This is a genomic window from Moraxella sp. CTOTU47579, from assembly GCF_032004885.1.
GTDB classification, from domain to species: Bacteria; Pseudomonadota; Gammaproteobacteria; order Pseudomonadales; family Moraxellaceae; genus Faucicola; species Faucicola tetraodonis.
In genome coordinates, this window is sequence record NZ_DALZOJ010000012.1 from 21,997 (window position 1) to 42,836 (window position 20,840).

Here is a 20,840-nt window from a genome sequence, read left to right on the forward strand (position 1 = left end):
AAGGGTTTAGTTTATAAGGATGTTGGATTTTAATGCCTATTATCCCGATGTTTTGGCACTGCTTAACACGCGTCTTGCTAGTATCACGATAGCCAATACAAATGCCAATAACCCTAGCCATTGGGCAATATTGTCCCAATTAGCAAGTTTAAGCGCGAGCGGTGCATCTGAGCCGCCCGTCGTGACTGACGCGGCAATAATAAACGCCATAATAACGCCAATCAAGCTTTCGCCCACAATTAACCCTGCAGCAAATAACGTGCCTTTGCGCTCTGCAAGCTTTAAGTTGCGCTCACGTTGCGCCGCCGCACTGTTTTTGGTAATACGGTTTTTAATCCACCATGCCAACACCGAGCCTATAAAAATCGGCATATTAATGGTAGGTGGCAAATAAATACCCATACCCACTGCCAATACAGGCAAGCTGTATTTACCCGCTGAAGTTTTGCGTAATAAAGTATCAGCGACAATCAGTACCGTACCAATTAGCACACCGATAAGGATAAAGTCCCAGTTCAAATTATGCGCAAAAATCCCCTTGGCAATCGTGGTCATCAAGGTTGCTTGCGGTGCGCCCAAGGCTTGCGAGACATCCATATCAGGACGAGGCAATGCCCCAGTAAAACCATAAGCTTTGTATAATAGTTCTAAGATAGGGGAGATTACCAATGCACCTACCACCACACCAATCATTAACGCAATTTGCTGACGCCAAGGTGTGGCTTTTACCAAGTAACCCGTTTTTAAGTCTTGCAAATTGTCATTTGAAATCGTCGCCACACATAATACCGCCGAACCACAGAACAACGCCAACGCGGTGACAAATTTGCCATCACCCGTGGTTAACAATTGTGGATAGGCATTGCCAACAAGCAATAAAATGAGCGAAATCACCACAATCGAGATAATACCAATACCTGAAATTGGGCTAGACGACGATCCAACCAAGCCCGCCATATAACCACACGCTGCCGCTACCAAGAAACCAATGATAAAGGTGACCGCGGTACAAACCAATACCAATAACCATGCCAAACCCGCTGGCAAGCTTGCATCCGCCACAAACTGATAGAAACTAACCGCCAATAACAACGTCATTACCACCGTCCAGCCGATCATAACCTTGGGCGATAAATCCTGCTCCATACGACTGAGGTTTGATGAATTGCCACCTTTGAGCGCCTGCATGGAAATTTTTAATCCCTCAATCATTGGCTTCATAAGCGTCAGTAGCGTCCAAATCGCGGCAACACCAATGGTACCTGCACCAATAAAACGGACATTTTCCTTCCAGATTTTCATGGCAAATGCCGACATTTCCATGTCACTGGGCTGAGGCGTCATGCTCGTCAATATCGGCACCGCTGCACCCCAAGCAATAACGATACCCAGCAAAATAGCAATACCGCCCGCTACGCCAACTAGATAGCCTGCGCCAAGTAGCGCCAAGGAAAACCCCATGGAAAACCCCATGGGTAATTGGGTAATCGCCGAGCCTGCTTTAAACCAGTAGCCTGCCGAATCTGCCAACACCCTAAGTCCACCGGTCAAAAACGCTACAATGCCTGATAACGCGCCACCAATCACAATATCTTTGGCGCCTGTTGAGGCATCTGACTGAGCGGTGGTATCATCTGATGTGTCCTGTTCGCCTGCCCGCAAAATTTCAGCAGCGGCAACGCCTTCAGGGTAGGGCAAATCACTGTTAACGACCATCGCATAGCGAAGCGGAATAGTAAAAATCACCCCTAAGATACCGCCAGCGATACATAAAATAGTGGTTTGCCAAAACGGAAACCCTGTCCAATAACCAAGCATTAATAACGCTGGCAACACAAAGATAATGGACGATAAAGTACCTGCCGCCGAAGCTTGGGTTTGTACAATATTATTTTCAAGAATATTGCTATCTTTGGCAAATTTTAAAACCGCCATTGATATCACCGCCGCCGGAATGGACGAGGCAAACGTTAACCCGACCTTAAGTCCAAGATATACATTGGACGCGGTAAAGATGACAGTGATTAATGCCCCAAGAATAATGCCCCTTAGCGTCAATTCTTTGTGATTGGCATACATATCACCGATAGGCTGAACTTGCATGGGCAAATCTCCATGTAAAAGCAAAAGTTGATGGTGAGTAAAAAAAATATTATGGATTATACTGCGTTTTATGGCTAAAACAATAACTTTTATCGAGCACCCTCACCCTCGAAACATCGTAACACTACGGTTCTGAATAGGACGATCATTTAATAGCTAAGAGAATGAAGCCGCCTATGTCAGTAAAAAAGATAGCACTGACAAAGTAAAAATCGTCTGCAGCTTTAAAATTCATTTGAATTGTGATAAAGACAGCTTTGTTAAACGGTTAAAATCACGGTGGTTAATTTAACAACAGTCTGCAGATTTTATCCCTGATTTAGCCAGCATTTAAGCGGTAAAGGAAAAAAATTATGATTGCGTTACTCACTCGTTCAGTTGCCCAAGATTTTTTAGTGGACGAAATGCTAAAAATGCTATTCATCCAACCCAGTTTTATTTTATGATACGGCTTCTCATCCAGTTGATAATAAGTTAAATGGCATGATGCGTTGCCAATGGAAGTTCAATGATTTTAAACCCCAGTAATACCCCGTTTTCAATTTGGTTGGCAGAAGGGCAGTCAAGCCAGCGTGAGATGCTACTTGCCATGCAAGCCATGAAATGCCAATATAACTTACCCATGACCATCGTGGCATCCCATCGACAACCACGACTAGAAATCTTAAACTGTGCCGACATAGCGTACCAAGAGCCATCCGAGCCAAGTGAACGGGTTGGGTTTGTACTTGACCGTGCCAAACACCACCATGTCAAAGTGGTACTCACAGGGCGTAACAGCCAAGATTACGAAGCCAGACGTCATGACTTCAAAGCAGCCGGTATTCGGTTGTTGACAGGCGCAACTGACACAGCTACGCTTGAATTAATGGATGATAAAGCCGCTTTTACAGCTTTTTGCCAGCAACATGATATCCCTGTGGCAAGTGGCTGGCAGTTTGCTAATACAGATGAGTTAATGGCACTACTAGCGTTGCATGGTGGGCAGCCGTTATGTGTAAAACCCGTCAAAGGCATATTTGCGCAAGGGTTTTGGCGACTCGATACGGGAGCGGTCGATGCGTGGGATAGTTTTGAGCATTTATACTTCACCGATGCTAAAAAAATCCATCTTGCGCAATTTTTACACGCCTATAACCATAGCCAAATGGTAACTGACAAACCCATTGTCATGCTATTGATGCCATATTTAGTAGGCAAAGAATATTCGATTGATGTGGTATGTGAGATAGGGGAAGTGTTAGCCGCAGTGACGCGCTATAAAGAAGGCAGTGAGCAGCATGTGGGCTATGACGAGGCAGTGATGGCACTTGTCAAGCGCCTAGTGGCAGCCCTAAAAGCCGATGGTATTGTGAGCATCCAAACCAAGGCTGATGAAAATGGGACGCACAAGGTACTGGAAATCAATAGCCGCGCATCAGGTGGGATTGGTTACACCGATCACGCCTTTGACAACGGCACGATGAATTTAACCCAATTAGCTTTTGCCTATTGGTCAGGCTGTATTACCAAACCGCATTTAGCAGCGGTACGTGATACCATCACCCCTTGCATCGTGCGTCCGCTCATGACCAGTGTCAAAATCGGTTAACGCAAAAATAACAGGACAACAGACGCCATGGACCAGCAAAAAACCATTTCGTTATCGCGTGGCGAGCTTACTTTACGTTATCAAACCAGCGCTGATTATCAGCTTGATGATTTGTTGGGGTTTGCTGAGCGTATCAATCCCAAGCGCGCGTTTTTGTTTGTATCCAAAGTATTGGGGCGACATATTCCGGTATCTCCGGATAAAATGCGACAAGCCTTCACCCAGTTGGCGACTCTCATACCCGATGATTTGCCCGAGCCAATTGTGGTGATTGGTATGGCAGAGACCGCAGTCGGACTGTCGGCAGGGGTGCATCAAGTGCTGCAGGCACGTTATCCGCAAGCTATTTTGCTCAACTCAACACGGCATGCACAGGCAGCAGAGCTTTTCACCACGTTTAACGAAGATCATAGTCATGCCAGTGTGCATTTGATTTACCAAAGTGATGACAGCGCGCTACAAGCGAACGTTGAAAACGCCAAAACCTTGATTATGGTCGATGACGAAGCTTCCACAGGTAATACCTGCCAAAATGTGGTCAACGCCCTGCGTCAAGCAGGAATGAGTAAGCTTGAGCAAGTGCATTTGGCGACGCTGGTTGATTGGTCACTGGGCAAAAAACTGGGCAAAACGGATAGTAATATTTTTAATGACATCGCCTTTTTTCGCCATCATTTGCTGGCAGGAGATTGGACGTGGACAGATAGGGTAAATGCGCCCGCGGTTACCATGCCAAATGTGTCAACCACAGAGGCAGGCAGTCAGCCACTGCTGCCTACCGGCAATTGGGGTAGACAACCGACACGCGATAGTACATCGGGATTGGATTTTTTGCTGCAAGGTTTGCAGCATACGCTGAGCCAAAGACAATTGACCCTAGCGTCCTTCGCCCGTCAAAAGATCTTGGTGCTGGGCAGTAATGAGTTTGTTTGGTTGCCATTGTTGCTTGCTGAACGCCTGGCGCAATATCAAGCGGATGTCAAATTTTCTGCCTTAACGCGGTCACCCATCGCCATCCATGCTGATAGCGCCGTGACTAGCGTCATCAAGTTCTTTGATCATTATGGCTTGGGCATGACCAATTTTGTTTACAACGTGACGCCTGAGGCGTGGGATTGGGTGCTGTTGTGCGTGGAAACCCCCCAAGATAGCGTGGATGAGATTTGGCAGCGTTTTGATAATGTCATGGTAATTTCACCAAGACTCGAAATCTGACATTCTAAACCTGACAAGCGAAGTCCGAAAGCTAATCAGCCACAAAATCGATAAAAGTTAAGTTTGATAAAAGTGAGTGTGAATGACCGATTTTTTTAAACCCGAAGCCCGTTTTTTTGAATCAAAAGTCGCGCTAGTCAAGCCTTATGCTTTGATGGATTTGGATGATACCTTGTTTCAAACCCAGCGAAAAATTGCAGCTTGGCAATTGCCAATGGATGGGTTAGTGGCGGCGACCGTCGATAAGCAGAATGCGCCATTGAGCTTTTTGACCCCAAAGCAGCGCCATTTTTTTAATTGGTTATCCCAATCAACGGAGCTCATCCCCGTCACCGCAAGAGATACCACTGAGATTATGCGCGTCAAACTGCCGTTTGATAGTTGGCAAGTTTTGACCCATGGTGCGGTGATTGTAGCGCCATCGGGGCAGCTGTGTGCGCGTTGGCAGCGGCTAATGGCAGGGCAATTGGTGGCGCTACAACCCAAACTCACCCAGCTTATGGCGCGATTGGCAGGGTTTGAAGCACTACGCATAACCCCACATTATGAACACTTTATAGTAGACAATAACGCGACGGATTTGATGGTATATGTCGCCATCAAACATCGGCATAAAGACCACGATGCTTTGCTGCAGTTTGCGGCACAGTTGCCGAGCCTGCTAAATGAGGCGGCTGATTTGGGCGATGAGTTTTATATCCATGTCAATGCCAATAACTTGGCACTCTTGCCGCACGTCGTCAACAAGCATCACGCGATGCGTTTTTTGCTCGATTATCATTTGGATAAAAACCGCCCTTGTTTTGGTTTTGGTGATAGCTTAGCGGATTTGCCGTTTTTACAATTATTGGACTGGTATGGCACGCCCAATCGAGGGCAACTGCATGATGCTATCAGTCAAGGGTATTTATAATCATGACAATTCAGGCAAATTTTTCGGGTAGTTATTTACCTTCTGAGGTTACCTTGCTGCTCGATATCGTCCGTGCTGATAGCGTCAGTGATATCAGCCCAACCCAAAAAGAAGCGTTAATCCAATCAGGTCAGCGCCATTATTCAGATATGCTCACGCTTGAAAAACCGCCCAGCGCCACGCATGAAACTTTGTACAATCAAGCATTGGCGGCAGGCAAACAGCGCATGGCAAATGATGTCACAAGCCTTGCCTTTAGCTTACATCAGCTATTTCATGCTTGCGTGAGTGCCTCGCAGCCGCTGATATTGGTCAGTCTCGTGCGGGCAGGATTGCCGATTGGGGTCTTGCTACAAAAAGCGCTTAGTGATGCATCTGCCAGCTATGCGTTAGCCAGCCAGCATTACGGGGTGAGTATCATTCGTGACCGCGGGCTTGACCCTGTTGCCTTGCAATATATTTTGCAGCAGCATCCCCATAGTCCGATTGTGTTTGTCGATGGTTGGACGGGTAAAGGGGCTATATATGGTGAGTTGCAACGAAGTTTAGCCCAAATCACTGATAAGCAGCAACAAGCGCAACTGTTTCACCAAGGCGACGGGGTGATTCCACTGGTGACGTTGGCAGATCCTGCCGGGGTGGCTTGGCTATCGGCAAGTGAGGATGATTGGCTGATGCCGGCAAGTTTGCTCAATAGCACTGTCTCTGGGCTGATATCGCGCACCCTGTATCGTGAGCCCAGTGATGGACTGCACCAAGCAGTGTATTATGACAAGTTACAGCCTTGGGATCGCAGTGGCGAGTTTATCCAAACCATTGATGCGCTGCGTCAGCAAACGCCTTTACCAACGCCGCTAACGGGCAAGTTATTGCCGACTTTTACCACCCAGTCTGTGATAGAGGACTTGGCGGCGCGCTTTGCGATCAGCAATCGTAACCGTATCAAACCCACCATTGCCGAGGCGACCCGCGCGATATTACGGCGCGACCCTGAGTGTGTATTGGTCAATGAGAGGGCAGACGGACAAGATACGGCATTACTGCGGCATCTTTGTGAGGAAAAAAATATTCAAGTAATTGCAGATGCCAGCATTGCACCTTACCAAGCTGTCACCATTATTAAGAACAGAAGCCAATGATAACCGCGTCTTTGCGCTCATCGATCTTGTTAACCGCCCATTTATCCTAACCGCTCTTTTACGCACATTGTACTTTTATGACACTATTACACCCTGTAAATCATTTTTTACCTGCGTCTGTTGCGCCGACTATCAATCCCTATCAGCTGGGCGCAACCTTATATATGCCAGCCACGCGCCAAGATATTTGGCAAATTATTAGCCAGCAAAAATTGGCTGAGATTGACAGTATCGTGATTTGTTTGGAAGATGCGGTAAGTGAAAGTGAGATTCCTGCCGCGCTCGCAAATTTAAAGCAGCTGCTTGCAACATGGGCTCAGCACGCCCAGACGCATGGTGTTAACGATGAATCGTGTCCAATTTCACCGCGAGGCTCACGCCCGATGGTGTTTATCCGACCGCGTAACGCCTTGATGCTCAGCGAGCTTGCTAGTTGGCAGTCGATTGCTTTGGTAGATGGCTTTGTGTTACCAAAAATTGATATGCAAAGCCTTGCCGATTGGCGATTGGCTTGTCAGGCATTGCCATCGACACAGTTATTGATGCCGACCCTTGAGACTCGACTCATCTTTAACCCGATACACAACCAAGAACTGGCGCTAGCGTTTAGCGAAGGGTTTAGCCAGTCGATTTTGGCACTGCGTATTGGCGGCAATGATTTATTTGCCTCGCTGCGCTTGCGTCGTCCGTCTGATGTGACGATCTATCAAACCCCAGTCGGTATACTCATCTATCAGTTAATTGCGTGTTTCGTGCCGCAAGGTTTTTATTTGACCGCGCCCGTGTTTGAATATTTGGATAAACCTACCTTGTTTGCTGAAGAATTGCGGCAAGATGTCGCCTTGGGACTGGTGGGAAAAACCATCATTCACCCTGACCAAATTGCTGCAGTCAAACACGCTTTTTATGTCAATGACATAGAGCGCAGTCAAGCCACCGCGATTCTTGCTACTGATGCCAAGGCGGTATTCAAGCAAGACAACAGTATGCTTGAGCCAGCCACGCATCGCGCGTGGGCGACCAGTGTCATGCTCCGCGCCAATGTCTAAAAGCTAAGTTTTAACAGCCAATGTCTAACAGTTTGTCACATCAAAGTCAGATAACAAATCACTGACCGATAATTGAACAAATTTGCGCTATGATGACGGGTTAGCAGATAACAATAATTAATGATAACAATTTAACTGATAATCAGCATCATGGAAACCTATGCAAGCAAACACTCTCCCCAGTCAGTCAGTGACGGTTATTTTTCAAGGTGGTATCAACGTTCACCAGCTAGGGCAGGGCGGTGATGACGGCAGTGATTTTATGGCTAACGTCGCCAAAACCCGAGCAGCATTGCCCCATGCAACCATTGTATTATCGACTTGGGATACGCTTACGTTGCCCACCGAGTTTGACAGCGCCGACAAATTGGGTATCGATCAGCTGATTTTAAACCCAGATCCTGGTGGTCTGCCCAATATCAAATTTGGCTACGACGCCCCCAACAACGTCAATCGACAAATCATCTCCACGCAAGCGGGTTTAAGCCAAGTTAGCACCGAATATGCGCTGAAACTGCGCACCGATAGCTACTTACTCAATGATAATCTGCTACAATTTTATCGCTATTATACCCAGCAAGTAACGTCGCACTCGCAGCGCCATTTATCCTCAAAAACTAAAGCAACCGACTATTCGCCGATAGTCGTGCCGTCGTTTTTTACCATCGACCCCAGCATGTTTGAGCATATGGCGTTTCATATCAGCGATTGGGCGCAATTTGGCAAGACCGATCGACTGCAGGCGTTTTGGTCGGCACCCCTGATGAGTCGTGACAATGCCACTTATTTTGAGTCGCATGCACAAGATATCGATGCCAAATTTGCGGACAATACTTTTCGCACGCGGTTGGCTGTCGAACAGCATATTGCCAGTCATTATGCCAATCAAATCGGCTACGCTGCCACGCCAAGCTATTACAATGAACTCAACGAGCAGATTCTAGACGCGCACAAGGCATTTTTGGCGAGTGACGTGATTGTGCTTGATATGACAGACTACGGACTACGGTTACCCAAATACGCGTGGACACTGACCGATGCTTTTATGGCGATGAACTGCATCAGCCATGATGACTGGTATCAGCTGTTTTATCAATATTGGTATCCCAACCAAGTCGACGAAACCCGCTTGGCGCATGCAGATGAACGAGCGGTGATGAAAAGTATTGCCGCGGCAGAGTTTTATCAAACTAGCCCAGTCGATCAACAGCAGATTTTCTCCCGTCTTTATCCCTAAATTCGCTAAATAAAAAAGCTTACGCAATAGATGGTAAGCTTTTCTTCAACAGTTAAACAATTAAACGCCAATTTTTAAACATCAACCTTTAAACCGTGGGCTTTAAGCGCTTGGTATTCATCCGGCGTACCGCAAAAATCAATGTCGTCCTCCGTGATTTTGACATAGCCAACCCTGCCGCCTTGTGCGATTAATAAATTATACATCGGGGCGATATAATATTCGTTGTTAACCGTCAACTGTTGGGCAACCGCTTGTTGAAACAACGATAGATACTGCTGCTTGGATTTAAAATAATACAAGCCATCACTGCAAAGATTAGAGATACGCTGCTTTTCGGTGGTTTTAATCACCCTGTCATCGTCATCGACGGCGATAAATGACCAATGGTCGCCTTCGCCTTCAAATACCTCTAAATAGCCATCAACGGACTCTACCCAGTCAGGCTTTTCAAAACCATAGCGAAAGGTATCGATGTTAAAAATATAAATCGGCTCATCGTCATCAATGCTAGGATTGCCGAGTCCCAGCGTTACTGTTTCAGCTTGCCCCGCTGTCTCGCCATCAAGGGTATGAATCATAAAATTGCGCACACCCAAGCGCGTTAATCGCTCAGCAACAAAGCGCGGGGTATCATATACATCGCGCACGATAAGCAAAAATAAATCGGTACTAAAATAGCGCTCAAAAGACTTGATTGCCAAATCAAACACAATGGTATCGGCAATCGACAATTGATATTTAGGTACCTCAAAGCCCGCCTTAAAAAAACGACTGCTTAGCCCTGCCATTGGAATTACGAACATGTCACTGCCTCCATCACATACATTTTGTATAAACGATACGCATTGAGCAGCATGGCGCGCTGGCGATCGGGTCTATCCGCGTGCAAGGGTAGCATGGATAAGAACAATAACACCACCGCTGGCATGATAGATTCTGTGGTCATGCCATTGACCCAGGTGCCTGCAAAAAATTCTTGCTGGATTTGCTCCAAACGCTTATCAATATCGAATCGTATATTGCTACCACTAGGGCTATCAATAATTTCGTAACGCCCTGCGATGATAAAATCATACATACCAATCACAGAATGGGTGAGCTTGGCTAAATCATAGCTTGCATTACCAAAAATACTAAAGTTGCCGTTAGAATCCGTGCCCCGTGGGTCAAAAACTTTTACCCGGCGACCGCGCATGTCATACATAATGTTGCTAAAACATAAATCGCCATGCATGACACTCACGGTGTTTGGCAGTGCCAAGGCTTTGTCGATACAGTCCTGCGCAATCTCTAGCGTACTGCCAAGCATCGTTTCATCATATATTACAGCTTTATTCAAATCGACATCAGCATCATCGGCATACGCGTACAGCCGCTTTAAGGTTTTTTTATGGTACAAATCTTCGGCATATGATTTGGCAAACCCGGTTTCGATATGGCGATGCACGTCGGACTGATTGGCCATACTAAAAAATTCTTTTAATAGCTGAAAAATATGTTGCCAAAATTCAGTGGTATTTAACCCATGCACATACAACTCATTGAGCGGTAATAATGGCAAGAACTCTAAGCTATAACTAAACTGTCCGTCCACTTGCTGATAATCAATCAACTGCGGGGTAAAACGTCTGAGTGGCGCAGGAATATGGGTGTACCAATAAATTTCCGCTTCAATTTTGTTGTTGTCATCACTGCTTTTGGTGACAATGCCTTCACGAATCTGCAGTGAATTAAAGGCGCGTTCGGTGGTCATATTGGCGCGGGCATGAATATAATGCACAAAATTACTGCAATCATAATATGGCTCAATTTTTACCGATTTCATTGCGATAGCTTGTTGATACAAATAAATCGCCCGTACAAAATTTTTCTTACTAATCGCTAGCGCTTTAATCAACTCTAGCCGTGAGGAAAAGGCAAAATACCCAATCCAGTCAGTGGGACTTTCTTTCACTTTTTTGGTTTGCTGCCAGTCGTATTGGCGCGTTTTATCTGACACGCCAATACAATCTGAGCAATCAACTAAGTGTGGTAAAAATATATCCCCTTGGATGATACGAATATGCTGGTAAGATTTATCAATCGCTAGATTAAGCACATATAAAATGGTCTCAGCCAATGCCAAATTTTCAGCGATTGTCACCACTTCAATGGGCAGAGACTCAATCACCGCTTTTTCATTGATGGTCAAAGTATAAGCTTCAGGTAGGGACAATAGAATTTTTTCATGGGGGAATTGTTGGCGTACCACATCGACTTGCAGCTGTAATAGTTTTTTATTGCCGATGGGCAGCATACAAGGCGGAATGCGCCCAATTTCTGCTTCAAATTCGGCATTGACATAGGAAGAGGCGTTAATGAGTATCATGGCGTTAAATTACCTTAAAGGTCGTTATTGTTGTTTTTATTTTTTATTAAGGTGTTAAATCAAGCAGCTGGCAAATCTCTGCATAGCTTAACTTGACCAATTCGTCGGGTCGAATAGCTTTGTCATCTACATAAAACCCTTCAAAGCCGCACCAAGGCTTACCCACGTATAATTCATCATACGGGATATCATGTTGTGCCAGCCAATTGATGATAATTGGCAACGTGTTTTTATTAATAGCGCCAATATTGCCTTGATAGGTGCGCATATTGCGACTGGTATTGATGACAATGGTAAACCCTTGTCGATGGTATTCTTTAAGTTTTTCGACAACTTCGGTGATGGGTTGGGCATTGGCATAGTCGCCGTTTTGGGTGGTGCATAGGGTATCATCTAGGTCAAAGATTAGCCGCTTCATTGTTATTATGTTCCTAATATTGCAGTGATAGACTTAAACTAAAATTTTTTGTATTTTTAATAAAATCAAGTATTTGATTGTTATTTTAATTTCAATACCTTAAAACGAATCCCTACCAAATGATATTACTTATTCATTACTTATTGTAAATTTAGGTAAGAATGCGAGAAAAAAATCGATTATAGGGCTTAATCACAATGCTTAATATGGGTTAGACCGCTTTTAACCAATTAATCAATCGATGTTGACAATTTTTGAGGGTAAGCCATAGCACGAGAAATGCAGTAAAAAGCGGGTGAGAAGCTGATGAATCTAAATGAAATAGGTTGTGATTTAATAAAATATTGGCTTTTATTAATGATGGATTGATAGGCTACAGGCTAAAAGATTAAAAAGCGAAACAACAGTAAGCAAAAAACCGCGGCAAGGCGTGGAAAATTTATTTGATAGCGACGTAACTATGGACTTTGTACATACGACCCAGCGCGTTTTTCCAGCCACGGGCATAGGGCATAAAGGCTTGGCAATGATCTAAGTGATAGCCATAGCCTGCATTGCCATACGCCATCAAAAAACTGCCATCCAAAAAACCTGACTGCCCTATGACAAAGCCGTTACCTTGATTAAATCGCGCTTCAGCACCGTTACCGAGCAAGGTAGCATTGATTGCGGTATAGCCGTGACCCTGATTGTGGTTGGCATTGGCGTGGGTGATATCGATACTGGCGTGATGACGGGCAAAATAGCCACCGACCACGTTTTCATTGCCAAGACTGCGATTAGCCAAAATACGCCCGCCATTGTCAGCAAAATAGCCATAGCCATAATTGCGAAAGGCATTGGTACGTCGGTTGATGCTATTGCAGCTTAGCATGCCACTGTGCAGCGCCAAAAAGCCATGTTTGTTTTCGCTGGCACTGGTATCATGACACCACATCGAGCCATTGGTGAGTGCATAAAACCCTCCGATATGGTTGTGTGCAGACACGCTGTTATCGGCATTGACAAAGCCGCTGGATTCCGCGCAGAATCCAAAACCCAAGTCTTCATCCAAATGCGCACAGTGATAAGCCTCGCATTGCTGGGCATCTATCGAGCCCCCATACGCAAAAAAACCGACATCCCCCGCAAACTGTACAATCACCCCAGGTTCACAGCGGATACTTGAGCCAAAGCGGGCGGCAACCCCATAATAAAACTTATTGATACGGACCTTTGACCCGACCAGCACTTGGCTATTGTAATTGCACATGATACCGGCACCATAGCCTTCATCTTGCCACTGTCCATAGCCCAAAAATGCCTTAGTACCATTGATAGTCATGCCATCGATTTTAAAAATACCGTTGCCCCGCTGCATCAAAAAGCCACAGCGGTTATGGGCATCATCAAAATGTAACTGCACCTTATCAGGATTGTCCAAATTGCCAATAATCTCTACCCGATCACTAAAAAAATCAATTTCAACTTGGCTTAAATAATACTCGCCATCGGCAATTTTGATTTGGATAAAGCCTTTATCACCCAAGTTATTTAATTGGCTTTTACAATAAGCCAAAGCCGCGTGAATAGTCGGTAATGTTTGCGGCACGTCAATACGTTGCCAACGGTTGGATACTTTTTTAATCATAATAACAGCAAGCTAACAAGTGATATGGTACTCAAAATGAGTAGGTCGACCATACATCGCCAAAAAACCTAGCGATAGTCAAAGCCATTGCAATTATCTAGGAAATAGCCGCTGTAATATGTTGGGTTTTCTTAGTGAATATGAAGTTTTTTATGACGTTTTAGGTTTTGCCAATTTTTCACTCAACGAATTCGCGACCCAGGCAGGACCAATCAACAAAAATTGTAAGTCTTCAAAAAATGACGGTTTTTTACCTTCAATTTTGTGACCGACAAATTGCCCAATCCACGCGACCACAAATACGCCAAACCAAAACTTAAACCCAAATGGCAAGATAGCAATCGCTGCCAAGCAAAACAGCACAAACATGCCCATAGCAATAAATAATTGCGTAGACAAGCGTAGATAAAACAGCATTACCAAAGCAATCAATACCAACGTAAACGCCGCCTGCCATGACATTCCCATGCCCAAGATACTGGCAAAAATCGTGGGTACGCACAGCCAATGAATTTTTTTATTGATAGGGTGTTGGTGGCTCACAGCGTAGTCAGCCAGCCAGCTTTGTAGGGATTTCTTTGAATGAAGCAGGGTCACGGTTGCCATAATCTTCTTCCTTAAAGATAATAAAAACAATGAAAAAAATTGCTGATAAAAAATGGGTGTGAAGCCCATCAGTTACCCCTGAATCGTATCACACCCTAGTCGTTTTTCAAATCAGCGAATTTACACTGATAGGTTTTGATATCAGTGGCTTTTAATAACAATGGCTTTTGATATCAGTGGCTACTAGACTAAGCCTTTGGCTTTTTGCTCACTGCGATACCATTCATACAGCCCCACAAACGCATTGATTTGGTACACCATGGTTTGAATGGCAAAAATATAATTTTGCGACATCAAGTTGACAATCAGCCAGACAAAATTCACCACAATCCATAACCACCAGTTAAATGAATAGCGTAAAATCATCGTGGCTTGCGCTGTGATAGATAGCACAAATGCCAACACATTAATCCAAAAAAAATCAATTACGCCCAAAAATTTACTGCCATCGTTGGCGACCACGCCATAACCCATCGACGCTAGCCAATTATTGACAGTTGGAAATAATGCCAAGCCAATCGCGATAAAGGCAATGGTTACCAACCACACAATTTTATTGGCTGATTTGGGAATCATATTGCCATCGCCATCGGTATTTTTTGACCAATAAAAAATGCCATATAAATGGGTAAAAAAGTTAAACAGCGGCGCGAGCATCAAACCCACCGCACCTGCGGTTCCCTGTACAATGGTTTCGCCCGCCGTTGCCAACATACCAAAGCCATTACCCGCGACATTGCGGCGAAAACTTAGCGATACCACACACAATAGCCCGATAAAAGACACCCCCAAATAAAACCAGTCTAACGCTCGATGTTCTGTGGTCAACCAAAAGACCGTAGCCAATGCCACCACCCCAAAAAAGAACCATACCACCGTCCATTCTTGTGCCCATTCACCGGTAATTTTATCCAAAATCGCAATTCGCATTTCGCCTCCAACAGTCATTACAACCATAACAACATTTTTTAATTAAGCTTTAAAAAATAAAACCAAAAATTTTCAGCATATTTACCAAGCGTGTCTACTAAGCATGTCTAGAAAATTATTTTATGCCTCGATATCTTGATAGTGGTGAAAAACGTGTGCATCAATAAGCGCAATCGCATCCAAGAATCGCTGATGATAGTCTGGACTATCAATAAACAGCGGCGCAATATGATGACGGGCAAAGATTTGTTTTAAACGATTTTCAAAACGCTCACGCTGGGACTCGCTGCCTAGGGATCGCATCCCATCTGCGACCCAAGGGGTGTTATTGGCAAGCATCAGGGTATAATCTAAGCGAAACTCATCGATACAGGCGGTCAAAAACGGGTGGGTACGCCCTTCATATTCTTCACAGAATGCTTGCGTGGTCACAAAATCTGTATCCACCAAAGTGATTGGGGCAGGGGCAAAGCGTTTAGCGGCGCGTATCGCTTGTTCATGGTCAGTTGCCATGAGCGGATAGTCATCGTATTGCATACCAAGCTCAGTACCCCCCAAATCGGTTTGTACAAACAGCCGTCCCATTTCTAAGCCATAGCTTGCACCATAATAGTTGGCTAGTTTATGTAGTAGTGTGGTTTTACCTGAGCTTTCACCACCCACCAATGCCACAGTTTTGGTGTAGTCACCTCGCGCTTGCGGGTGAATGGCTGACCAATACAGCGCGGGGTTATTGTGAATCTTGCGGCTATCAAAACCGCGCTGGCGTGGCGTGGTCACCACGGGTAAATGTAAACCATAATCGACAAACGGATGGGTTTCATCCATAAACACAACCGGGGTTACTACCTCTGCCTTATCGCTAGATGCGCTCAACTTGGGATAACGTTGTTGCAAATCCGCTAATACCGCATTGACCTGATCAACGCTCAAATCTTGATAATTGTCTTCATACGAGGGGGTTACCAAATCAGGTAAAATCTCTATATGCACAAATGGCAAATCAGCAAATGCCATGGTCATCCAGCGCGCTTTGTCTTTCAAATCAATGGAAAAATTTGGATTTGGCGCAGGGTGAGCGGTAATAAAAATATATAACTCTTTGACTTGCCCAGACGCATGCAAAATCGTTCTTACATGCCCCAAATGCAGCGGCTCAAAATGTCCAATAATGATACCCACATCTTGCATCATGCTTTCCTCAACACTTTATCATGGTTTTTTAACTATTCTTTATCGACTTGATTGTTTGATTACTTGGATACATATCCCTAATAAGGATATAAAGTAACGCTATGATAATCGATTAGCCCCGATGAAGTTACAATCGTTTGTAACGCTAGTATCACAATTTGTAAGAATCGGTGCACACGCTACCACACACGCTATATAGCCGCAAAACTGTGCTCGTAATAATCGTTCATGATAATAATGCTGTAGAAAAAGTTACCAAAAGAAACATCATTCTACGTTTTGTCACCCAACTACACCCTGCATTTGCTTATAATAAATCATGACCAAAACATAGCATCTTTAATTAGTAATTTTAGCTGATGGCACTGAGTTTTCTAACGGCAGCACGTTTTAAAGGCATTAAATTTTAAAGATGTTAGGTTTTAACTAAGTCGTAAGTGGTTTTCTTTATTTTTAACAGGTAAAAAATTGAATGGCAAATAAACTGGTAAAACTTCATCGCTCTCAGAATCATCGTATGATTGCAGGTGTGATGGGGGGTATTGCAGAGTATTTAGGCTGGAATGTAACATTGGTGCGTTTGTTGTTTGTGATTATCTCAACCGCGAGTGTGGCAGTGCCTGGCATTCTGATATATATCGTTTTATGGATTGTCATGCCAAATGCTACCCAAAATTCCTACCGTGTGGTTTGATGGGTGTATAGGCGTATTTGTAGCCCAGCTAAACAATTAAAAAAAGAAATATTATGAATAATAACAACTAGCTATAACAATAACTATAAACTTCTCCGCTTTTCCTCCTGCCCAGATAATACATTATCTGGGTATTTTTTTAGCCCAAACAAAAAGCCTTAAGGGAATGCTTAAGGCTTTTGTCTATATCAAAAATCTTGAAAAAATTGACTAAGGCACAAAACGTACAGGCTCGGCAATCACTTGCTGGGCGCGTTCTGCGACTTTATCAAAGCGGTGGATACTGTTACCTTGGTTGTCAACAGCGACCGTCACCGGCATATCTTCTACTTCAAACTCATAAATCGCTTCCATACCTAGCTCTGGGAAGGCAAGCACTTTAGCGCCTTTGATAGCTTTTGATACCAGATAAGCGGCACCGCCCACGGCAATGAGGTAAATTGCGCCATGTTTGGCAATGACTTCACAGGTCGCAGGGCTACGCTCGGATTTACCAATCATCCCAATCAAGCCTTGATCCAAGATTGTGTCGGTGAATTTATCCATACGCGTTGAGGTGGTGGGACCCGCCGGACCGACCACTTCATCGCCCACGGCATCGACAGGACCGACATAATAAATAAAGCGATTTTGTAAATCAACGGGTAGCGCTTCACCTTTGGCAAGCATATCGACCATGCGTTTATGGGCGGCATCACGACCCGTTAAGATTTTACCACTAAGTAGTAAGGTATCACCGATGTTAAACTGACCTAAGGTTTCTTTGGTTAAGTCGTTAACATTGACTTTAATCACATCATCGGAGCCAAATGACACTTCTGGCCAATCTGATAGTGAAGGTACCGGCAAGGCTGCTTCACCTTGACCGTCTAGGGTAAAGTGAATATGACGAGTCGCCGCACAGTTTGGAATCATGGCAACGGCTTTGCTTGCGGCATGGGTAGGAAAGTCTAGTACTTTCACATCGAGTACCGTAGTCAAGCCGCCAAGGCCTTGGGCGCCAACGCCAAGCTCATTCACTTTGTCATACATATTGAGACGTAAGCGCTCAACGCTATCAAGCTCGGCACCGCTTTGGGCTTTGGCTTGTAAATCATGGATATCAATGTGTTCCATGAGTGAGCGTTTGGCAAGCATCATAGCTTTTTCTGGTGTACCGCCGACACCGATACCTAAAATACCAGGTGGGCACCAACCTGCCCCCATTTGGGGAACGGTTTTTAACACCCATTCTTCAATCGAATCTGAGGGGTTTAGCATCGCAAATTTTGCTTTGTTTTCTGAACCGCCACCTTTTGCGGCACAAATCACATCAACTTTGTCACCCGGTACCACGCTCATGTGAACCACCGCTGGCGTGTTGTCTTTGGTGTTTTGACGTTTACTAATTGGGTCTACTAGTATGGATGCCCGTAATGGATTGTCAGGATTGTTGTAAGCACGGCGTACCCCTTCATTAACCATGTCTTCCACGCTCATATCAGCGTCATCCCCTAAGTCCCATTGCACGTTCATACCGATATCAAGGAACACCACCGCACTACCAGTATCTTGGCAAATCGGACGATGACCCATCGCTGACATACGGCTGTTGGTGAGGATTTGCCCCATGGCGTTTTTGGCAGATTGGTTGGTTTCTTTTTGCCATGCTTCATATACAGCATCAACGAAGTCTTTTGGGTGATAATAACTGATGTATTGAAAGGCGTTGGCGATAGAATTGATAAAGTCGTCTTTCTTGATGACGGTCATTGGCTGGTCCTTTTCACTGGCTAAATAGTGGCGCTATTATAGCATTGTCATTTGCTAGATTGGCAAACAAGATTGGCAAAAGGGCGCAGGAATAAGCGTTTTAAACGGTTAACTCCTAAAATTTTTATCCCGTTAAAAAATTATTAACAATTAGTGGATAATACTTGGCAATGCAAGATTCAATAATTGCATAAAACTGATATGTAGCCAGCCATACATCGCTATAAATCCCACTATCAAAGCTACATAGCTTGCAGTGATAATTTTACCCTTTAACACAACTAAAGAAGGCGGAATGAATGGGGCAGTGCTATCAGAGATTGCTCCATCACCAAGATGATTGGGTTGCCAATGCGCGCTACTAGTTTGATGGGCGAATAGCTGCTGCTGGCGGATAATACGATACTGCATGACATACACCATGCCCAGCAAGCCACCTATGATTGCACCGCCCACATGACTGGCATTATCGATACCGCCCACCAAAAAACCATAGCCCAAATTAATCACCATGACTATTAATAACGAGCGAAAATTTAACGCAAAATTATTGAACGATGTTTTGGTTAGCGCTGTCACCAATAGCCCCATCCCAATGCCCATGATACCGCCTGACGCACCGGCACTAATGATTGGCGGCTCACCTGCCATCACGCTATGCAAGCCCAAAAAGTTATTCAGTAAATTGCCGCCAATACCTGACAACAAAAACAACCCTAAAAAATTGACAGCGCCAAACATCCGCTCAGCAACTTGTCCAAAATAATACAAAGCAAACATATTAAACAGCAAATGCATAAAACCAATATGCAAAAACAAGCTGGTCACCAATCGCCACGGCGCTTCACCCAGTGAAAAGGGTAAAAAATTGGCACCCCAAGCAATTAACGATTGGTTAGTGGGATGGGTCGGATTGACGCCAAAAAATAGCTGTAAGGCAAACACCCCAACACACATTACCACCAACGCCAACGTGATAGGGTAGTGTTGTAAAGCTTGTTGGATTGGGGATTCAAATGCCATAGCGCGCCTTATATAAACCAATTTAAGTGTAAACCAATTTAAGTGTAAGCCAATTTAAGCCAAAATTTCAAAAGAAAAAAGCCTGTATAAAATCATTATCATCAATTCATAAATCGCAATTATAGTATGAAATGGTAACAATGTTTTGCAAATCCGTCTGCTCAATCTAGAAAATGATAAGCTAAGTGGGCGGCATTTTCGCCAAATTTTTAGCATCATAGATAAAAATTATAGATACAAAAGGCTTTATGATAAAACGCCAACCCAAACCGCTTGTCATCCTCATTCATGGTTTGCACATGCATGCCTGGGCGATGCGACCGCTTGCCAAAAAACTCACCAAACTTGGCTATGAGTGTCACAGGTTTGGGTATTTTAGCGTCGCGCATAATCTTGCCAACCATAGCCGCCGTTTGCACCGCTGGCTGACCAAACATGAAAAACCGAATGCGCCTATTTATTTGGTCGGTCATAGTCTGGGTGGGCTGGTCATTCGAGACTTTTTGCAGCGCTATCCACAGTGGCAGATTACGCGCTGTGTGACACTTGGAACGCCGCATAATGGTAGCATCAGTGCCAATAACATGTTCAAAATCCTGCCCAAATTCATCGGTCGCTCGTATCTACAGGGGCTAGATGGCAGTGCACCTGCACTCAACGATGGAGTACAGCTAGGTAGTATTGCGGGGGTTCGGTCGGTGGGGCTTGGCAAAGTGGTATTACCCCGTAACCGTGAGCTTGCCAAGCTTGAGCCGCATCTGCAGCCCAATGACGGCACGGTGTTTGTGCACGAAACCCAGCTTGCCGCTGCCAAAGACCATATCATCATCAATGCGTCCCATACGGGACTCCTGATAAATGATGAAGTAGCGATACAAATCCATCACTTTTTGCAACAAGGGCATTTTTTGCATACAAAAAATTGTTGAGACAAAATAGGGTTAAAAACCCGTCAATTCAAAGTTTTTTTAAGAA

The 20,840-nt window shown here is 44.6% G+C and carries 18 protein-coding genes and 1 pseudogene; 9 read left to right on the forward strand and 10 right to left on the reverse strand.

Annotated elements, in window-relative coordinates:
* Window positions 1-39: 39 nt before the first annotated feature.
* On the reverse strand, window positions 40-2,103 hold the full coding sequence (locus RTP55_RS08720) for an OPT family oligopeptide transporter (RefSeq protein WP_312385605.1): 2,064 nt from the start codon (window positions 2,101-2,103) through the stop codon (window positions 40-42).
* Between the two features lie 160 nt (window positions 2,104-2,263).
* Here RTP55_RS08720 and RTP55_RS08725 point away from each other — a divergent pair.
* The 7 genes and pseudogenes from RTP55_RS08725 to RTP55_RS08755 form a co-directional block, all read left to right on the forward strand.
* A pseudogene (locus RTP55_RS08725) lies at window positions 2,264-2,380 on the forward strand (IS5/IS1182 family transposase); the annotation flags it as partial.
* A gap of 231 nt (window positions 2,381-2,611) precedes the next feature.
* The gene (locus RTP55_RS08730) at window positions 2,612-3,694 is read left to right on the forward strand and encodes an ATP-grasp domain-containing protein (protein ID WP_312385606.1); all 1,083 of its coding nucleotides are present in this window, start codon (window positions 2,612-2,614) and stop codon (window positions 3,692-3,694) included.
* Window positions 3,695-3,721: 27 nt separating this feature from the next.
* Window positions 3,722-4,909 (forward strand): phosphoribosyltransferase domain-containing protein, encoded by a 1,188-nt coding sequence (locus tag RTP55_RS08735; RefSeq protein WP_312385607.1) that lies wholly within the window; start codon window positions 3,722-3,724, stop codon window positions 4,907-4,909.
* 82 nt (window positions 4,910-4,991) lie between these two features.
* Window positions 4,992-5,822: a hypothetical protein gene (locus RTP55_RS08740; RefSeq protein ID WP_312385608.1), complete on the forward strand. Its 831-nt coding sequence runs from the start codon at window positions 4,992-4,994 to the stop codon at window positions 5,820-5,822.
* Between the two features lie 2 nt (window positions 5,823-5,824).
* Entirely contained in the window at window positions 5,825-6,961 is a 1,137-nt protein-coding gene (locus tag RTP55_RS08745; protein WP_312385609.1) for a cysteine protease StiP domain-containing protein, read from the forward strand.
* A 77-nt stretch (window positions 6,962-7,038) separates the two neighbouring features.
* Window positions 7,039-8,010 (forward strand): HpcH/HpaI aldolase/citrate lyase family protein, encoded by a 972-nt coding sequence (locus RTP55_RS08750; RefSeq protein ID WP_312385610.1) that lies wholly within the window; start codon window positions 7,039-7,041, stop codon window positions 8,008-8,010.
* 160 nt (window positions 8,011-8,170) lie between these two features.
* On the forward strand, window positions 8,171-9,247 hold the full coding sequence (locus RTP55_RS08755; RefSeq protein WP_312385611.1) for a WavE lipopolysaccharide synthesis family protein: 1,077 nt from the start codon (window positions 8,171-8,173) through the stop codon (window positions 9,245-9,247).
* Window positions 9,248-9,321: 74 nt separating this feature from the next.
* On the opposite strand, the gene RTP55_RS08760 is transcribed toward RTP55_RS08755, so the two are convergent.
* The 7 genes from RTP55_RS08760 to nadR form a co-directional block, all read right to left on the reverse strand.
* A complete protein-coding gene (locus tag RTP55_RS08760) occupies window positions 9,322-10,053 on the reverse strand; it encodes a glycosyltransferase family 2 protein (protein WP_312385612.1) in 732 nt (243 codons plus the stop codon).
* On the reverse strand, window positions 10,044-11,618 hold the full coding sequence (locus RTP55_RS08765) for an aminoglycoside phosphotransferase family protein (RefSeq protein WP_312385613.1): 1,575 nt from the start codon (window positions 11,616-11,618) through the stop codon (window positions 10,044-10,046). The genes RTP55_RS08760 and RTP55_RS08765 overlap by 10 nt, the downstream gene beginning before the upstream one ends.
* Before the next feature lie 46 nt (window positions 11,619-11,664).
* On the reverse strand, window positions 11,665-12,036 hold the full coding sequence (locus RTP55_RS08770) for an HAD-IIIC family phosphatase (RefSeq protein WP_062334198.1): 372 nt from the start codon (window positions 12,034-12,036) through the stop codon (window positions 11,665-11,667).
* A 439-nt stretch (window positions 12,037-12,475) separates the two neighbouring features.
* Window positions 12,476-13,666 (reverse strand): hypothetical protein, encoded by a 1,191-nt coding sequence (locus RTP55_RS08775; RefSeq protein ID WP_312114061.1) that lies wholly within the window; start codon window positions 13,664-13,666, stop codon window positions 12,476-12,478.
* 150 nt (window positions 13,667-13,816) lie between these two features.
* Window positions 13,817-14,272 carry an Mpo1 family 2-hydroxy fatty acid dioxygenase gene (locus tag RTP55_RS08780; protein WP_095356396.1) on the reverse strand — a complete coding sequence of 152 codons (456 nt, stop codon included), beginning with the start codon at window positions 14,270-14,272 and terminating at the stop codon, window positions 13,817-13,819.
* Window positions 14,273-14,455: 183 nt separating this feature from the next.
* Entirely contained in the window at window positions 14,456-15,202 is a 747-nt protein-coding gene (gene pnuC, locus RTP55_RS08785; RefSeq protein WP_312385614.1) for a nicotinamide riboside transporter PnuC, read from the reverse strand.
* A 120-nt stretch (window positions 15,203-15,322) separates the two neighbouring features.
* Window positions 15,323-16,396: a multifunctional transcriptional regulator/nicotinamide-nucleotide adenylyltransferase/ribosylnicotinamide kinase NadR gene (nadR, locus tag RTP55_RS08790; RefSeq protein ID WP_312385616.1), complete on the reverse strand. Its 1,074-nt coding sequence runs from the start codon at window positions 16,394-16,396 to the stop codon at window positions 15,323-15,325.
* A gap of 472 nt (window positions 16,397-16,868) precedes the next feature.
* Between nadR and RTP55_RS08795 the strand changes: the two genes are divergently transcribed.
* Window positions 16,869-17,090: a PspC domain-containing protein gene (locus tag RTP55_RS08795; protein ID WP_312385618.1), complete on the forward strand. Its 222-nt coding sequence runs from the start codon at window positions 16,869-16,871 to the stop codon at window positions 17,088-17,090.
* 210 nt (window positions 17,091-17,300) lie between these two features.
* Here RTP55_RS08795 and RTP55_RS08800 read toward each other — a convergent pair whose 3' ends face one another.
* Window positions 17,301-18,842, reverse strand: coding sequence for a fumarate hydratase (locus tag RTP55_RS08800; protein ID WP_312385620.1), 1,542 nt, complete (start codon window positions 18,840-18,842; stop codon window positions 17,301-17,303).
* Between the two features lie 150 nt (window positions 18,843-18,992).
* Complete coding sequence (locus RTP55_RS08805) at window positions 18,993-19,865, reverse strand: rhomboid family intramembrane serine protease (protein ID WP_312385621.1); 873 nt, start codon at window positions 19,863-19,865, stop codon at window positions 18,993-18,995.
* A 248-nt stretch (window positions 19,866-20,113) separates the two neighbouring features.
* On the opposite strand from RTP55_RS08805, the gene RTP55_RS08810 reads away from it, so the two are divergent.
* On the forward strand, window positions 20,114-20,794 hold the full coding sequence (locus tag RTP55_RS08810; protein ID WP_312385622.1) for an alpha/beta fold hydrolase: 681 nt from the start codon (window positions 20,114-20,116) through the stop codon (window positions 20,792-20,794).
* Window positions 20,795-20,840: the final 46 nt, after the last annotated feature.

Excerpts from the sequence above, each read along its gene's own strand:
- RTP55_RS08730 (WP_312385606.1), top strand. The coding sequence starts at position 2,612 with ATGATTTTAAACCCCAGTAATACCCCGTTTTCAATTTGGTTGGCAGAA.
- pnuC (WP_312385614.1), bottom strand. The coding sequence starts at position 15,202 with ATGCGAATTGCGATTTTGGATAAAATTACCGGTGAATGGGCACAAGAA.
- RTP55_RS08780 (WP_095356396.1), bottom strand. The coding sequence starts at position 14,272 with ATGGCAACCGTGACCCTGCTTCATTCAAAGAAATCCCTACAAAGCTGG.
- RTP55_RS08735 (WP_312385607.1), top strand. The coding sequence starts at position 3,722 with ATGGACCAGCAAAAAACCATTTCGTTATCGCGTGGCGAGCTTACTTTA.
- RTP55_RS08760 (WP_312385612.1), bottom strand. The coding sequence starts at position 10,053 with ATGTTCGTAATTCCAATGGCAGGGCTAAGCAGTCGTTTTTTTAAGGCG.
- RTP55_RS08740 (WP_312385608.1), top strand. The coding sequence starts at position 4,992 with ATGACCGATTTTTTTAAACCCGAAGCCCGTTTTTTTGAATCAAAAGTC.
- RTP55_RS08770 (WP_062334198.1), bottom strand. The coding sequence starts at position 12,036 with ATGAAGCGGCTAATCTTTGACCTAGATGATACCCTATGCACCACCCAA.
- RTP55_RS08750 (WP_312385610.1), top strand. The coding sequence starts at position 7,039 with ATGACACTATTACACCCTGTAAATCATTTTTTACCTGCGTCTGTTGCG.
- RTP55_RS08775 (WP_312114061.1), bottom strand. The coding sequence starts at position 13,666 with ATGATTAAAAAAGTATCCAACCGTTGGCAACGTATTGACGTGCCGCAA.
- RTP55_RS08745 (WP_312385609.1), top strand. The coding sequence starts at position 5,825 with ATGACAATTCAGGCAAATTTTTCGGGTAGTTATTTACCTTCTGAGGTT.
- nadR (WP_312385616.1), bottom strand. The coding sequence starts at position 16,396 with ATGATGCAAGATGTGGGTATCATTATTGGACATTTTGAGCCGCTGCAT.
- RTP55_RS08810 (WP_312385622.1), top strand. The coding sequence starts at position 20,114 with ATGATAAAACGCCAACCCAAACCGCTTGTCATCCTCATTCATGGTTTG.
- RTP55_RS08800 (WP_312385620.1), bottom strand. The coding sequence starts at position 18,842 with ATGACCGTCATCAAGAAAGACGACTTTATCAATTCTATCGCCAACGCC.
- RTP55_RS08720 (WP_312385605.1), bottom strand. The coding sequence starts at position 2,103 with ATGCAAGTTCAGCCTATCGGTGATATGTATGCCAATCACAAAGAATTG.
- RTP55_RS08755 (WP_312385611.1), top strand. The coding sequence starts at position 8,171 with ATGCAAGCAAACACTCTCCCCAGTCAGTCAGTGACGGTTATTTTTCAA.
- RTP55_RS08795 (WP_312385618.1), top strand. The coding sequence starts at position 16,869 with ATGGCAAATAAACTGGTAAAACTTCATCGCTCTCAGAATCATCGTATG.
- RTP55_RS08805 (WP_312385621.1), bottom strand. The coding sequence starts at position 19,865 with ATGGCATTTGAATCCCCAATCCAACAAGCTTTACAACACTACCCTATC.
- RTP55_RS08765 (WP_312385613.1), bottom strand. The coding sequence starts at position 11,618 with ATGATACTCATTAACGCCTCTTCCTATGTCAATGCCGAATTTGAAGCA.